The sequence below is a fragment of the Actinoplanes sp. NPDC048988 genome, from assembly GCF_043197815.1.
Lineage (GTDB): Bacteria > Actinomycetota > Actinomycetes > Mycobacteriales > Micromonosporaceae > Actinoplanes.
In genome coordinates, this window is the sequence record NZ_JBICTW010000002.1 from 92481 (window position 1) to 106621 (window position 14141).

Here is a 14141-nt window from a genome sequence, read left to right on the forward strand (position 1 = left end):
CACTGTGCAGGGTGCCCTGACCCGCTACCGGATCATCGCCTACATCGTCGGCGTGGGGCTGCTCGCGCTCGTCGTGGTCGGCATGCCGCTGAAATACCTCGGTGACAACGACACCGTGGTCGCGATCGTCGGCCCGGCACACGGCTTCCTGTTCATGGTCTACCTTGTCCTGACCTTCGACCTGTCGCGCCGGGCCGGCTGGGGTTTCCTCCGCATGATCGGCGTGATGCTGGCCGGCACGATCCCGTTCCTGTCTTTCTGGGTCGAGCGCAAGGTGAGCAAGCAGTGGATTCCGCAGCGTGCGGCGGAGCTTGCGAATAGTCCGGCTTGAGAGGCACCATCAACACATTGTCCTCGCCGAATGACTATCCGTTATCGGGATCAATGACGCATAGCGGTCCACAGTCTTAAATCACTCTGTGACCACTTGCATTTGATGTTTCCCCCGATAAGTTAATGCGGTTGGTCCGGTCCGCAGCCACTCCCCTCGGTGGCGCCGGCCAGCGCCGCTCAATCCGTCGTGGCGACGACCCGCTCTCCCCCGAGCGCGTTTAAGACCTGCGATGGGGCCGGGGATCGCGTCTCTGGGGTGAGTCCGCGCAAGCGGTAGGGCGTTCTTCCCGCCCGACTGAGCCTCGGAAAACAGGGACAGCCAACCCGGTAGGCGGCCAAGCGGAAGAAAGGCCACTAAACCGGTGCCACACCTCCGTACGAGGCTTCGGGTGCTCGCCGTCGCGGCCATGGCAGTCGCGATGACCGGGTCTCTGGCGACAGCCGCCCACGCGGCTCCGTCCACGAGCGAGCTCACCAAGAAGATCGAGGCGGCGTCCAACCAGCTCGAGGACATCACCGAGAACTACAACAAGATGAACATCAGCCTGAAGAAGACGATCGCGGACGAGAAGAAGCTCGCGGCGTCTCTGGCTCCCGCGCAGGCGGCGCTCAAACAGGCGAGTGCGCGGGTCGGCACTCTCGCCGCGACGTCGTACATGCAGGGCCGGGTCGGGCCGATGACCGCGCTGCTGTCCGGCGAGGGACAGGACGACCTGGTCGACAAGATCAACTACCTCGACCAGATCTCCCGGGCCAACCAGCGCGACATCGACTCGTACACCGAGGCTACCCAGAACTTCAGCGCCCGCCAGGCCGCCCTCAAGGCGACCCAGGCCAAGCAGACCGCTCAGGTCAACGCTCTGGCCGCCCGCAAGGCGAGCATCCAGAAGGACGTCAAGAAGCTGTTGGCCATGCGCACCCAGGCCTACGGTCAGGCGCAGGAAGCCACCAGCAAGTACAACGGACCGGTCCCGACCATCCCGGGCTCGGCCGGCAAGGCGGTCTCCTTCGCCTACGCCCAGCTCGGCGAGGCGTACGTGTTCGGCTCCGACGGCCCCAACACCTGGGACTGCTCGGGCCTGACCTCGGGCGCGTGGGCGGCGGCCGGTAAGTCGCTGCCGCACAACACGGAAGCCCAGTGGGGCCAGGTGGCCCATATCAGCCGGTCCGAGCTCGAGGCCGGCGATCTGGTGTTCTACCGAAGTCTCGGCCACGTGGGCATCTACGTGGGCGGCAACATGATCATCCACGCGCCGCACACCGGCTCGGTGGTCAAGAAGGTCTCGATCGACATCATGTCGCCGTACGGCTACGGACGCGTCAAGTAGCGTCAGGCACGGCAAAGGCCGGTACCCCTCGCGGGTACCGGCCTTTCGTGTCTCAGGAGACGGGGGGGGTGTCGTTTCTCAGGCGGCCTGAAGGCCCTCGGCCCGGGCCAGCTCACGGAGCCGGCCGAGCGCCTGGATCTCGAGCTGGCGGATGCGCTCGCGGCTGAGCGAGAAGCGCGAGGCCACCTCGGTCAGCGAGTGCTCCCGGCCGTCCTCGAGGCCGTAGCGCGCCCGCATGATGCCGGCCGAACGGTCGTCGAGGTGGTTGAGCAGACCCTCGATGCGCTGCCGCTCGAGCGCGGTGAGAACGATGTCCTCGGGCGAGGGGGCGTCGCTGTCGGCGACCAGGTCGCCGAGGTTGGTGTCGCCGTCGTCGCCGACCGGCGTGTCGAGGGACACCGTGTCCTGGGCCCAGCGGGTGAGCTCGTTGACCCGCTCGACGGTGACGCCCAGCGCCGCCGCGACCTGCTCGGGCTCGGGGTCGCCGCCCAGCTCACGAACGAGCTGACGGGTCACGTTGCGCATCCGGTTGACGTCCTCGACCAGGTGCACGGGAAGGCGCACCGTGCGCTCCTGCTGGGCGATGGCCCGGCTGATCGCCTGACGGACCCACCAGGTCGCGTACGTCGAGAACTTGTAGCCGCGCTCGTAGTCGAACTTCTCGACCGCGCGGACCAGGCCGGTGTTGCCCTCCTGGATCAGGTCGAGCATCGGCATGCCGGAGCGCACGTAGCGCCGGGCGATCGAGACGACCAGTCGCAGGTTCGCGCGGATGAACAGGTCCTTGGCCTTCTGGCCCTCGGTGACCAGCCGCTCCAGCTCCTCGCGGCTCACGCCGCGCTTGCTCTCGCCGCTGTCGAGAAGGAACTCGGCGTACAGGCCGGCCTCGATAGACTTGGAGAGCTCGACCTCACGTGCGGCGTCCAGCAGCGGTGTCCGTGAGATCTCGTGCAGGTAGACGCCAACGAGGTCGCGCTCCTCGGCAACCTGATCGGTCCTCAAGACGGTGCTCTTCTCCACGTTGCCCACGGTCCCCTCATTGCCATCACTACTAACCCCGCTACGGGCGATACCTGTGTCCATCAGTTCCTCCCCGTAACGTCCGCAGTTCGCACATTGCGGTTACTGGCATCTACACAACAAATTGCTGCCTGTACTGATTCCGGCTGGTGGGTCGAAAGTGTCACGAATGCCTGGGTGATAGCTGAGAGCCCAGTGCGTACTTGCTGAGCAGGCCCGCTCTGGCGGCATTCCCACGCGCCCTTGTTGTCGGCAGCGCTGACAGACGCTTACCCGTCGCTCGTCTCATGACACCACCGGCTCCTCATTGATCACAGCGACGGGCATCACCAATGACCTTGGGACCCTCGTCACCACCCTGTACGGCCGAGTGGCTTCCCGGGTTCAGGTGGTGGATCGTCAGGTTCGCGACGGGCTTGAAACAAAAGCAACATCGAAAAGATCCCGAGGCGTTGACCGAACGGGACCACCTGCCACAATGCGGCACACGGCGGCGCAGTTCACTCGCCCGCACGGGTGATGCACCGGCGAGTGACCCACTGTTCGACAACGGTTCGGCCCGGCCGGACCATCCGGACGCGCGGGGTGACGAAAAACACAGCGGAGGACATATGAGCGAGAGCACGGTTCTGATCACCGGCGGGGCCGGGGCGATCGGGTCGGCGGCGGTGGAGAGGTTTCTGGCCGAGGGGTGGCGGGTGGTCACGCCGGTCCGTCCGGGGTCGTCCGGACGGCTGCCGAAGGGTGCCCTGGCGGTGGAGGCCGACCTTCAGAACGAGACGGAAGTCACGGCCGCGATCGAGGTGGCTGCGGCCGAGACGGGCGCCCCACTGCGCGCGGTGATCAATCTGGCCGGCGGGTTCACGGTCGGCAAGTTGATCGCCGAGACGCCGATCGCCGGGCTGGACGCGATGCTGACGGCCAACCTGCGGCCGACGTATCTGGTCACCGCGGCCGCCCTGCCCCACCTGGTGGCGGCCGGCGGCGGCTCGGTGGTCTGCGTGGCCGCGCGGGCGGCGCTGGCGCCGTTCGCGGGCGGGTCGGGCTACGCGATCTCCAAGGCGGCCGTGATCGCCTTCGCCGACGCGGTGGCGGCCGAGTACCGGGGCCAGGGCGTGCGGGCCAACACGATCCTGCCCGTGATCGTGGACACGCCGGCCAACCGGCGGGACATGCCGGACGCGGACTACAGCAAGTGGCCGAGCACCGACGACATCGCCTCGGTGCTGCTCTTCCTGGCCTCCGACGCCTCCAAGGCGACCAGTGGGGCGAAACTGCCCGTCTAAAGAAGCTCGGCGAACTGGTAGCCGAGGACGGTGAGCATGCCGGCGAGCGCGGCCGCGCCGGCCAGGAGCAGGCCGCGGCGCCGGGCCACCGGGCGGGTGGCGAGCGCGGCGTGCAGGGCGGCCGAGACCTCGTCGGGCGTCCCGTTGGCGTCGATCACCACGAAGGAGCCGAACTCGGGCAGGGAGCGGTACGCGGCGTCGGCGGCGTTCAGGTAGGCCATCGACTCGTGGTCGTAGCCGCGGGCGTCGATCCGCCGCTGGGCCACCGCCGGGTCGACGGCCAGCAGGAACGTCACGTCGGGGCGGGGGAAGAGGCGGTAGGCGAGGCGGGCGCGGCGCTCGGCGGCCGGGTGGGCGCCCCGGGCGCGCAGGCTCGCGTACTGGCAGAAGGCGTATCTGTCCATGACCACCACGCCGCCGGTGAGCACCCGCCACAGCAGCGTGCGGAGCATGGCCAGCCAGCGCAGCACCGACTCCACGAAGAGCATCGCGCGGCGGCCGATCAGATCCTCCGCGTCGCGCTTGCCGAGCCGCACGGCGAGTTTGCCGACCCAGTGCCGGCCCCCGGCGTTGCGCCGGTAGACAGCGGGCAGGCCGGCCGCGGCCAGCTCATCGGCCAGGCGGTGGGCCTGCGTCGTCTTGCCGGAGCCGTCGATGCCGATCAGGGCGATCGTACGAAGGGTCATGCCAACCAACGGTAACCGGCAGGTGCACATCCGGTTTCCCCGCGACGGCGCTCCCGCCCGTACCAAAATGGGGGTTGCAGTGGGTTTTGCCCGAAGATCCCCGAGGTCGGCGGTTCAAACGCGGGGGCGCCCGGGTAGTCGTAATCGGCACGGGACCGCATACGCCGACAGGGGGATTACGTCATGCCGCACCAGGTGGACGAGGGCCTGGCCACCACACTGAAGAAGGTCGCCTCGACGCTCAAGGCGGCCGGCATCCCGTTCGCACTGGGCGGGAGCTTCGCGGTGTGGGCGCACGGCGGCCATTCGAGCGACCACGACGTCGACTTCCTGCTCCGCGAGCAGGACAAGGAGCAGGCGCTGGCCGAGCTGTCCAAGGCCGGTTTCCGCACCGAGCAGCCGCCGGAGGACTGGCTGGTCAAGGTGTACGACGACGAGCGGATGGTCGACCTGATCTACCGGCCGGTGGAGACGCCGGTGACCGACGAGACGCTGCGCGACACCGAGCAGATCTCGGTCGAGGCCATCTACATGCCGGTGCTCTCGGCCAGCCAGCTGATGATCCATAAGCTGCTCAGTTACAGCCAGCACTACTGCGATTTCGCCACCGGACTGCCCGTGGCCCGCTCGCTGCGCGAGCAGATCGACTGGGACCGGGTCCGCCGGGAGACGAGGAAGTCACCCTACGCCGAGGCGTTTCTGATCCTGCTGGACCGGCTGGACGTCGTCCCGCTCCCGGAAGCGCTCGCGTCCAAATGAAGGGGCCGGGTATGACGAACGACATCGATCTCGAGGCCGAGATCCAGCGGCTGCTCACCGAGCACGACCGGATCGCCGAGCAGGGGATCACGGTCCAGCGCCGGGAGCACTCGATCGTGCTGGGCGGCGAGGTGGAGAGCGCGCAGCGCCGGGACGAGATCTGCCGCCAGATCACCACCCGCTTCCCCGAGGTGGAGATCACCTGCGACATCGGCATCACCCGGGCCCAGGCGCCCAGTGAGGTGGAGGAGATTTCATGATCCGGATCGCCGCCGTGGGCGACGTCCACGTGGACAAGGACGTGGTGGGCCGGTACCGGCCCGCCCTCGAGGAACTGCCGGACCGCGCCGACGCGCTGCTCGTGGCCGGGGACCTCACTCGGCACGGCACGGTCGAGGAGGCCCGGTGCTTCGCCAAGGAGTTCGGTGGCCTGGCCGTTCCGGTCGTCGTGGTGCTCGGCAACCACGACCACCAGAGCGACCAGCAGGACCAGGTCACCGACGTGCTCCAGGAGTCCGGCATCACCGTGCTGGAGGGCACCGCGACGGTGCTGGAGATCAACGGGCACCGGCTCGGCATCGCCGGCAGCAAGGGCTTCGGCGGCGGGTTCGCCGGGGCGTGCGCCAGCAACTTCGGCGAGCGGGAGATGAAGGACTTCGTCGGCACCACCGAGCGGTACGCGGCCGCGCTGCGCGAGGCCCTGCACTCGGTCGAGGCGGACGCGCTGGTGGCGCTGACCCACTACGCGCCGGTACCCGAGACGCTGGTCGGCGAGCCGCTGGAGATCTACGCCTTCCTCGGCTGCTATCAGCTCGGCCAGGCGATCGACTCGGCGCCGACGGCCCTCGCCCTGCACGGGCACGCACACCACGGATCGGAGCGCGGCCGTACGCCGGGAGGGGTGCCCGTACGCAACGTCGCGCACCCGGTGATCAAGCAGGCGTACAACGTGTATCAGCTGCTCAGCGGCGAGATCGAATCGTCACTTACGACCGTCGGATAAACACGTTTCCGAAATCGGGCACTCGGGTATCCCAGGTGCATGGACGTACTCCTTTGGATCCTCGCAGTCATTCTGGTGGTCGCCGGCATCCTGGCCCTGTTCCGGCGTCAGCTCCTCTGGGGAATCGTGCTGATCATCGTGGGCCTGCTGGTCGGCCCCGGCGGCGTCAGCATCTTCACCTGATCCCCCGCTCCCACAAACTAAGTCCCCCGGCAAACCACAGAGCCGGGGCCACCTGAACGGGTGGCCCCGGCTCCTCTCGTAGGGGTGCCGCACTCGCCGTGCGATGGCCTTCTCCCGATTCCTGACTGAATCACTCGCGGAAATCTTTCGATCTTTTCTCGCGAGGTGGCTCTGTCGTGGCCGAGGTACATCACTTCACGTACGGCGTCTTCAATCCGCTCGCCGCCTACCTGCTGGCCTTCCTGGGCTCGTTCTTCGGTCTGCTGGGCACGGCGCGGGCGCGGGACGCCCGTACCCGCGGCCGGCGTAACCGGTGGCTGGTCATCTCCGCGTTCGCGATCGGCGGGGGCGCCATCTGGCTCATGCACTTCGCCGCCATGCTCGGCTTCGAGGTGCCGGACAGCCCGGTGCGCTTCGACATCCCGATGACCGTGCTGAGCCTGGTCTTCGCGGTCGCCGCGGTCGGCACCGGCCTGCTGATCGTCGGGCACGGCCGGCGCAGCCTGCCCAAGATCATCGCGGCCGGCGTGCTCACCGGCGGCGGCGTGCTGGCCATGCACTACACCGGCATGTACGGCATGCACGTGGCCGGCGAGATGCGCTACAACCTGGCCCTGGTCGTCGCGTCGGCGATCATCGCGGTGGTCGCGTCGACGGTGGCGCTGTGGTTCGCCGTCTCCGTCCGCGGCTGGGCGACGATCTGCGGCGCCGCGGCCATCATGGGCGTGGCGGTCTGCGGCATGCACTACACGGGCATGGCCGCGATGTCGGTGCACCTGGACCCGCTCGGCACGGCCCCGGTCGACGGCTTCCGGCCGCTCACCATGATCGTGCCGATCACGCTGATCACCGCCGCCACCATCGTCGGGGTCGCCCTCAGCGCGCTCCAGGCGATGACCGAGGAGGAGTTCACCGACGGCGCCGGTACGCCACGACGGGGTGTGCACGCCGAGAACGCCGGCGTCCCGTGGTCGCTCAAGCAGGCCACGATCGCCGCGCCGACCGTGCGGCGGCCCTCGCCGCGCCCGGTTCCCGTGCGGACCACCACCAACGGCTGACGTGTCCGGTACGTTCTCGGCATGGCGCCACGGATGTTGCTGTCGATGCCGCTGCACGCGATCACCGAGGTGTATGGCGAAGCCGGCCTCCGCGAGCGGTTGCTGCTCGAACTGGAGTCGTTCCCGGCCGGTGAGCGGGAGCGCCTGGGCGAGGCGCTCGAGCTGGCCGCGAAACTGCACGCCGACGACCGGCGGGTGCGCGAGCCGTACCTGAACCACCTGCTCCGGGTCGCCATCCGGATCATCAAGTACTACGGGGTCCGGGACGTGGACGTGCTGACCGCGGCCCTGCTGCACGACGCCGTCGAGGACCACCCGGCCGAGCTGGCCGGGCGGTCGAGCGGCACCCATCAGGAGCTGACCGACGCGGCGATCGCCGAACTGGCCCGCCGCTTCGGTCCCCGCACGGCCGAGTTGGTCCGCTCGGTCACCAACCCGGAGTACGACCGCGACCGGGACCGCCACGAGCAGTACCGGCAGCACGTGGCGGACAGCCTGGAACGCGACCCGTGGGCCCGGGTGATCAAGGTCTCGGACTTCACCGACAACGGGGTGGGCGTGGTCCACACGACGCCGGAGAAGGCGTTCAAGGCCGCCGTGAAGTACCGCCCGCTCGTGCCCAAGCTCCGCGAACTGGTCGGCCGCCCGGACACCCCGCTGTCGATAGCGGCCAAGGACCACATCCTGGACCAGCTCGACCTGGCCGAGGAGCGTTTCGCCGCCATCCTCGACGATTAGCCTGGGCATATGCCCCGCACTGAACACTGGTGGCGCGACGCCGTCATCTACCAGGTCTATCCCCGCTCGTTCGCCGACAGCGACGGCGACGGGATGGGCGACCTGCCCGGCATCACCGGGCGCCTGCCCTATCTGCGAGACCTCGGCATCGACGCCGTGTGGCTCTCCCCGTTCTACCCGTCCCCGCAGTACGACGCCGGCTACGACGTGGCCGACTACCGCGGGGTCGATCCTCGCTTCGGCGACCTCGGCGACGCCGACAAACTGATCGCCGAGGCACACCACCTGGGGCTCAAGCTCATCGTCGACCTGGTGCCCAACCACACCTCCAGCGAGCACGAGTGGTTCCGCGCGGCGGTGGCGGCGCCGAAGGGCAGCCCGGAGCGGGCGCGCTACATCTTCCGCGACGGCAAGGGACCGGACGGCTCGGAACCGCCGAACTCGTGGCAGAGCGTCTTCGGCGGCCCGGCCTGGGAGCGGCTGCCGGACGGTCAGTGGTACCTGCACCTGTTCGACGTCACCCAGCCCGACCTCAACTGGGACAACCCCGAGGTCCGGTCCGAGTTCGTGGACATCCTGCGGTTCTGGCTCGACCGGGGCGTGGACGGCTTCCGGGTCGACGTCGCGCACGGCCTGATCAAGGACAGGGACCTGACCGACTGGACGTCGACGAGCCAGATCCTGGGCGGTCTCGAGCCGGCCGGCCCGCCGCCGCCGATGTGGGACCAGGAGGGCGTGCACGCGATCTACCAGCAGTGGCGTTCCGTCCTGGACGAATATCCGGGCGGGCGCATCCTGGTCGCCGAGGCGTGGGTGCAGCCGGCGTCCCGGCTGGCCCGCTACGTGCGGCCCGACGAGATGCACCAGGCCTTCAACTTCCCGTACCTGGACGCGCCGTGGACCCCGGTGCGGCTGGCCGAGATCATCGACGAGTCGCTGGCGGCCAACGACGAGGTCGGCGCGACCACCACGTGGGTGCTGTCCAACCACGATGTGGTGCGGCACGCGACCCGGCTGGGCTACCCGGTCGGGCAGGCGCGGATGCACGGCATCGGCGCCGAGGACCCGCAGCCGGACACCGCGCTCGGCCTGCGCCGGGCCCGGGCGGCCACGCTGCTGATGCTCGGGCTGCCCGGCTCGGCCTACCTCTACCAGGGCGAGGAGCTGGGGCTGCCGGAGCACACGACGATGCCGGACGAGTTCCGGGAGGACCCGGCGTGGGAGCGCTCGGGGCACACCGAGCGGGGCCGGGACGGCTGCCGGGTGCCGTTGCCGTGGGAGGCGGACGCTCCGTCGTACGGCTTCGGGCCATCGGACAAGAGCTGGCTGCCGCAGCCGGCCGTCTGGGCCGAGTACGCCGCCGACCGTCAGCAGGGGGTTCCGGGTTCGACGTGGGAGCTCTACCGGAACGCGCTGGCCGTCCGGCGCGAGCGCGGCCTGGGCGCCGGCACCTTCACCTGGTCGCGCAAATCGGACGAAGTACTGGAATTTCGCAATAATTCTGCGTTGATTTTGACCAACTTTGGAGCGGACGCCGCTGAGCTACCGGCCGGGGCCACCGTCCTGCTGAGCAGCGAGCCCCTCGACGACGACGGGCGCGTCCCCACCGACGTCACCGTCTGGGCGGTGCTCTAGCCGGGCCGCGCGGGCCAGCAGGGCGGCGTGGGTGTCGGAGATGTCCTTCGCCACCGTCCTGCTGGCCAGCCAGAACATGACACCGGTGGGCACCCAGAACAGCTGGAAGGCGGCCAGCCCGACCGCGTAGTTCAGCGGCGGTGGGAACGCGCCGGCCAGCCCGCGGAAGGCCACCGCCACCATGGCGTTGCCACCGGCCCGGCCGAAGCCGTTGACCAGGTTGCCGAGGCTGTAGACGGTGCCGCGGTGCTCGGGCGGGTTCACGTCGGCGATCAGCGCGAACCAGTTCGGCGAGTTGGCCGAGGTGAGCATCAGCGCGAAGACGGCGGTGGCCAGGCAGAGGCCGACCGTGGGCGAGGTGAAGACGCTGCCCAGCACGGCGCCGACCACCGCGCCGGTGCCGGCGCCGTCCGGAACGTCGATCTCCATGGGCACGAAGAACAGCACGATGTAGAAGGGGACGGCGGCCAGGACGCCCACCGAGGCGACCAGGGCGCGGCCCCGGGGCGTACGCCGCTGAAGCCGGTCGCCGACCAGGCCGCCCACGATGGAGAGCGCGCCGCCGAGCTGGAAGAGCGTGGCGAAAGCGCTGCCGACCAGCACCGCCGTGCCGGCCGAATAGCCCTGGTCCTCGGCCCGGGACCGGAACAGGATGGGCAGCCAGACGAGCGAGCCCAGGGCGATCTGGGCCGTGCTGCCCTGCAGGATCAGCCAGATGTTGGTGCGGCGGCGCAGGATCAACGGCAGGTGGTCGTGGTGGATCCGCTCGTCGTAGTCGACACCGGCCAGCTCGGGCTGACTGTCGCCGCGGGGCACGTTGTACGTGAACAGGTAGGCGACAGTGGCGATCGTGCCGGCCACGGCGGTCACGAGGAACGGCTCGCGCCAGTCGGTGTGGCCGAGAAAGCCGCCGACCAGGGTGCCGGCGAGCGTGCCGACGCCCTGGGACAGACCCCAGAATCCCATCACGAGGCCGCGGCGGCGGGGTGAGATCAGGTCGCTGACCACGGCGAAGCTCACCGAGGCGACCGCGCCCAGGCCGAACGAGGCGACGATCTGGGCGAGCAGGAAGCTCGGATAACTGCCGGCCAGGCCGGACCAGGCGGTGCCGGCGACCCAGATCAGCGTGCCCACGATGAGCACCGGCTTGCGGTCGGTGCGGTCACCGGCGTACGCGAAACCGATCGCCGCCACCGCGCTGATCAGGAACATGATCGTGGTGGCGAGGGCGATGTGGCCCTCGCCGACCCCGAAGGCGTCCCCGATGCTGCCGTACAGCGGCGGCACCAGGCCGATGGCGACGTTGTCGAGCGAGGCGAGGACCACGAAGACCACCACGCTGTACGCGCGATGGGCGGTACCGCCTCTGCTCACCCGCAAAGGTTAGCGGGCGCGGTTGACAACCGCGTCTCGTGCGGCGGCGTACTGCTGCCGGATGAGGGGAACGGGCGTGGCCTCGTACGTCTCGGGCGCCTCGGCCGTCCACACAGGCGGCTCCTCGCCGCCGAGCGCGACCCACGCGGCCTGGCGCGCGGCGCCGTCGGCCACGTACTCGCCGGGCGGCGGAACCAGCACCGGCAGGCCGAACAGCTCGGGCGCGACGCGGCGGACCGCCTCGCTGCGCGCCCCGCCGCCGACGAGCACGATCCGGTTGGCCGTGGCGCCGTTGGCGACCAGCGCGTCGAGACCGTCGGCGAGCGCGCACAGCATGCCCTCGACGGCGGCCCGGGCCAGGTGGGCCGGGTCGGACGTCTTCAACGTCAGGCCGTGAACGGCGCCGGTGGCGTCCGGGCGGTTCGGCGTGCGCTCCCCCTCGAGGTACGGGATGAGCACGAGCCCGTCGGCACCGGCGGGTGCGCTGAGCGCGAGCCGGGACAGCTCGGCGTGGTCGACACCGAGCAGCTTGCCGGCCGCGTCGAGCACCCGGGCCGCGTTCAGCGTGACCACGATGGGCAGGAAGCGGCCGGTGGTGTCGGCGAACCCGGCCACCGTCCCGGTCGGGTCGTTGGGCGAGACCTCGGAGCTCACGAAGACCGTGCCCGAGGTGCCGATCGAGACGATCACGTCGCCGGTGCCGGCTCCGGTGCCGAGGGCGGCCGCCGCGTTGTCGCCGGCACCCGGGCCGAGCGGGGCGCCGTTGGGCAGGTGGCCCGCGATGCCGGTGGGGCCGAGCACCTCGGGCACCCTGATCCGGCGGCCGAAGCCGAGCTCGAGCAGGTCGAGCCGGTACTCGTTGGTCTTGGCCGACCAGTACAGCGTGCCGCTGGCGTCGCTGCGGTCGGTCTTGATGTCGCCGATGTTCGCCGACCCGGAGAGTTTCCAGGTCAGCCAGTCGTGCGGCAGGCACACCAGGGCCACCCGGGCCGCGTTATCCGGCTCGTTGCGGGCCAGCCAGCGCAGCTTGGTCAGGGTGAAGCTGGCGACCGGCACGATGCCGACCGCCTCGGCCCACTTCTCGCCCCCACCCAGTTCCTGGATGAGGTCGGCGGCCGCCCCGGCGCTGCGTGTGTCGTTCCACAGCAGCGCCGGGCGGACCACCTCGCCGTTCTCGTCGAGCACCACCATGCCGTGCTGCTGGCCGGCGACCGAGGCCGCGGCCACGTCGTCCAGGCCACCGGCCTGCGCGATCGCCTCCTGGAGGGCGGCCCACCAGGCGTCCGGGTGCACCTCGGTGCCCTCCGGATGGCTGGCACGGCCCTGCCGGACCAGCTTGCCGGTCTCCGCGTCGCGGATGACCACCTTGCAGGACTGGGTGGAGCTGTCGATCCCGGCTACGAGAGTCATGTCGTCCCTTGAATCAGTTCGCGCGGAGAAGGTGGTCGATGGCCAGCTGGTGCAGCTTGACGAAACCGTAGCCCTGGGCGCCGGCCGCGTCGACGTCGTACTCCTCGAAGGCGCTCTTGTCGTTGAGCAGGTCCTGGTAGGTCTCGCCCGGGTTCAGGGTCGGGGTCTCCAGCTCGAGCACCTTGCTGGCGCGCAGCGCCTCCTGCACGGCCGGGTCGGCCCGGAACTCCTGCGCGCGCTCCTTGAGCAGCAGGTACATCCGCATGTTGGCCTTGGCCGACTCCCAGACGCCGGTGGCGTCCTCGGTCCGCGACGGCTTGTAGTCGAAGTGGCGGGGGCCGTCGTACTTGGGGCCGCCGCCGATCGGGCCGTGCTCGAGCAGGTCGACCAGGGAGAACGCGTTGAGCAGGTCGCCGTGGCCGAAGACCAGGTCCTGGTCGAACTTGACGCTGTGCTGGCCGTTCAGGTCGATGTGGAACAGCTTGCCCTGCCACAGCGCCTGGGCGATGCCCTGGGTGAAGTTGAGGTTGGACATCTGCTCGTGGCCCGTCTCCGGGTTGATGCCGAACAGCTCGGGGCGCTCCAGCTCGTACGTGAAAGCAATCGCGTGACCGAGGGTCGGCAGCAGGATGTCGCCGCGGGGCTCGTTCGGCTTGGGCTCGATGGCGAAGCGCAGGCCGTAGCCCTTGTCCTCGGAGTACTGGGCGACCAGGTTGAGGCCCTCGCGGTAGCGGTCGAGCGCGGCGTTGATGTCCTTGGCCACGTCGTACTCGGCGCCCTCGCGGCCGCCCCAGAGCACGAAGGTCTTGGCGCCCATCTCGGCCGCGAGGTCGACCTGGCGCAGCACCTTGCGCAGCGCGTAGCGCCGGACCGAGCGGTCGTTGCTGGTGAACGCGCCGTCCTTGAAGACCGGGTGGCTGAAGGTGTTGGTGGTGACCATCGGGACGATCAGGCCGGTCTCTTCGAGGGCCTTCTTGAACCCGGCGATGATGCCGTCGCGGGTCTGCGCGTCGGAGCCGAACGGCACCAGGTCGTCGTCGTGGAACGTGATGCCGTACGCACCGAGCTCGGCGAGCTTGTGCACGGCCTCGACCGGGTCGAGGTGGGGACGCGTGGCCGAACCGAACGCGTCCTGGGCCTGCCACCCGACCGTCCAGAGGCCGAATGAGAACTTGTCTTCGCGTGTGGGCTGGACCGGCACGGTTACCTCCACGTAACAGCTCGGATTTGTTTAGTGGTTGAATTATTTGGCGGCCGTGTGGCATTGTCAAGGCCGTGAACGGTCGTCTGAGAAGTCCTTCCCGGGCGCCCGTCCGTCAATCGAGCGT

Annotated in this window: 15 protein-coding genes; 10 read left to right on the plus strand and 5 right to left on the minus strand. The window is 69.5% G+C overall.

Annotated features, from left to right (window positions below; genetic code table 11):
* Nucleotides 1-4 precede the first annotated feature (4 nt).
* Entirely contained in the window at nucleotides 5-331 is a 327-nt protein-coding gene (locus ACGFJ7_RS07555) for a DUF3817 domain-containing protein (RefSeq protein WP_360243947.1), read from the plus strand.
* Nucleotides 332-752: 421 nt separating this feature from the next.
* Nucleotides 753-1661: an NlpC/P60 family protein gene (locus tag ACGFJ7_RS07560; protein WP_360243950.1), complete on the plus strand. Its 909-nt coding sequence runs from the start codon at nucleotides 753-755 to the stop codon at nucleotides 1659-1661.
* Nucleotides 1662-1739: 78 nt separating this feature from the next.
* Here the strand turns inward: ACGFJ7_RS07560 and ACGFJ7_RS07565 are convergent, their stop codons facing one another.
* Nucleotides 1740-2744 (minus strand): sigma-70 family RNA polymerase sigma factor, encoded by a 1005-nt coding sequence (locus tag ACGFJ7_RS07565; protein ID WP_360243953.1) that lies wholly within the window; start codon nucleotides 2742-2744, stop codon nucleotides 1740-1742.
* 548 nt (nucleotides 2745-3292) lie between these two features.
* On the opposite strand from ACGFJ7_RS07565, the gene ACGFJ7_RS07570 reads away from it, so the two are divergent.
* Complete coding sequence (locus ACGFJ7_RS07570; protein WP_360243956.1) at nucleotides 3293-3967, plus strand: SDR family NAD(P)-dependent oxidoreductase; 675 nt, start codon at nucleotides 3293-3295, stop codon at nucleotides 3965-3967.
* On the opposite strand, the gene ACGFJ7_RS07575 is transcribed toward ACGFJ7_RS07570, so the two are convergent.
* Nucleotides 3964-4653 carry a dTMP kinase gene (locus ACGFJ7_RS07575; RefSeq protein WP_360243959.1) on the minus strand — a complete coding sequence of 230 codons (690 nt, stop codon included), beginning with the start codon at nucleotides 4651-4653 and terminating at the stop codon, nucleotides 3964-3966. The two genes, ACGFJ7_RS07570 and ACGFJ7_RS07575, sit on opposite strands and share 4 nt — an antisense overlap.
* 183 nt (nucleotides 4654-4836) lie before the next feature.
* On the opposite strand from ACGFJ7_RS07575, the gene ACGFJ7_RS07580 reads away from it, so the two are divergent.
* From ACGFJ7_RS07580 to ACGFJ7_RS07610, 7 genes are all read left to right on the plus strand, one after another.
* A complete protein-coding gene (locus tag ACGFJ7_RS07580; protein WP_360243962.1) occupies nucleotides 4837-5412 on the plus strand; it encodes a nucleotidyltransferase in 576 nt (191 codons plus the stop codon).
* Nucleotides 5413-5423: 11 nt separating this feature from the next.
* Entirely contained in the window at nucleotides 5424-5672 is a 249-nt protein-coding gene (locus tag ACGFJ7_RS07585) for a hypothetical protein (protein WP_097319761.1), read from the plus strand.
* Entirely contained in the window at nucleotides 5669-6415 is a 747-nt protein-coding gene (locus tag ACGFJ7_RS07590; protein WP_360243966.1) for a metallophosphoesterase, read from the plus strand. Before ACGFJ7_RS07585 ends, ACGFJ7_RS07590 begins: the two co-directional genes overlap by 4 nt.
* Before the next feature lie 39 nt (nucleotides 6416-6454).
* Nucleotides 6455-6598 carry a GPGG-motif small membrane protein gene (locus tag ACGFJ7_RS07595; RefSeq protein ID WP_179855124.1) on the plus strand — a complete coding sequence of 48 codons (144 nt, stop codon included), beginning with the start codon at nucleotides 6455-6457 and terminating at the stop codon, nucleotides 6596-6598.
* Nucleotides 6599-6774: 176 nt separating this feature from the next.
* A complete protein-coding gene (locus ACGFJ7_RS07600; protein WP_360243970.1) occupies nucleotides 6775-7656 on the plus strand; it encodes an MHYT domain-containing protein in 882 nt (293 codons plus the stop codon).
* 21 nt (nucleotides 7657-7677) lie between these two features.
* Entirely contained in the window at nucleotides 7678-8394 is a 717-nt protein-coding gene (locus ACGFJ7_RS07605; protein WP_360243973.1) for an HD domain-containing protein, read from the plus strand.
* Between the two features lie 9 nt (nucleotides 8395-8403).
* A complete protein-coding gene (locus tag ACGFJ7_RS07610) occupies nucleotides 8404-10029 on the plus strand; it encodes a glycoside hydrolase family 13 protein (protein WP_392641416.1) in 1626 nt (541 codons plus the stop codon).
* Here the strand turns inward: ACGFJ7_RS07610 and ACGFJ7_RS07615 are convergent.
* From ACGFJ7_RS07615 to xylA, 3 genes are read right to left on the minus strand one after another with little or no spacing between them, the layout of a single operon-like run.
* Nucleotides 9937-11403, minus strand: coding sequence for an MFS transporter (locus ACGFJ7_RS07615; RefSeq protein WP_360243979.1), 1467 nt, complete (start codon nucleotides 11401-11403; stop codon nucleotides 9937-9939). The two genes, ACGFJ7_RS07610 and ACGFJ7_RS07615, sit on opposite strands and share 93 nt — an antisense overlap.
* Nucleotides 11404-11412: 9 nt before the next feature.
* A complete protein-coding gene (xylB, locus tag ACGFJ7_RS07620; protein ID WP_392641418.1) occupies nucleotides 11413-12813 on the minus strand; it encodes a xylulokinase in 1401 nt (466 codons plus the stop codon).
* 13 nt (nucleotides 12814-12826) lie between these two features.
* Nucleotides 12827-14014, minus strand: a complete 1188-nt coding sequence (gene xylA, locus ACGFJ7_RS07625; protein ID WP_360243985.1) for a xylose isomerase — start codon at nucleotides 14012-14014, stop codon at nucleotides 12827-12829.
* Nucleotides 14015-14141 lie beyond the last annotated feature (127 nt).

Bases quoted from the DNA above. Each gene is read 5' to 3' on its own strand.
- ACGFJ7_RS07585 (WP_097319761.1), top strand. From the start codon at position 5,424: ATGACGAACGACATCGATCTCGAGGCCGAGATCCAGCGGCTGCTCACC.
- ACGFJ7_RS07565 (WP_360243953.1), bottom strand. From the start codon at position 2,744: ATGGACACAGGTATCGCCCGTAGCGGGGTTAGTAGTGATGGCAATGAG.
- ACGFJ7_RS07590 (WP_360243966.1), top strand. From the start codon at position 5,669: ATGATCCGGATCGCCGCCGTGGGCGACGTCCACGTGGACAAGGACGTG.
- xylB (WP_392641418.1), bottom strand. From the start codon at position 12,813: ATGACTCTCGTAGCCGGGATCGACAGCTCCACCCAGTCCTGCAAGGTG.
- ACGFJ7_RS07605 (WP_360243973.1), top strand. From the start codon at position 7,678: ATGGCGCCACGGATGTTGCTGTCGATGCCGCTGCACGCGATCACCGAG.
- ACGFJ7_RS07575 (WP_360243959.1), bottom strand. From the start codon at position 4,653: ATGACCCTTCGTACGATCGCCCTGATCGGCATCGACGGCTCCGGCAAG.
- ACGFJ7_RS07580 (WP_360243962.1), top strand. From the start codon at position 4,837: ATGCCGCACCAGGTGGACGAGGGCCTGGCCACCACACTGAAGAAGGTC.
- ACGFJ7_RS07595 (WP_179855124.1), top strand. From the start codon at position 6,455: ATGGACGTACTCCTTTGGATCCTCGCAGTCATTCTGGTGGTCGCCGGC.
- ACGFJ7_RS07570 (WP_360243956.1), top strand. From the start codon at position 3,293: ATGAGCGAGAGCACGGTTCTGATCACCGGCGGGGCCGGGGCGATCGGG.
- ACGFJ7_RS07610 (WP_392641416.1), top strand. From the start codon at position 8,404: ATGCCCCGCACTGAACACTGGTGGCGCGACGCCGTCATCTACCAGGTC.
- ACGFJ7_RS07560 (WP_360243950.1), top strand. From the start codon at position 753: ATGACCGGGTCTCTGGCGACAGCCGCCCACGCGGCTCCGTCCACGAGC.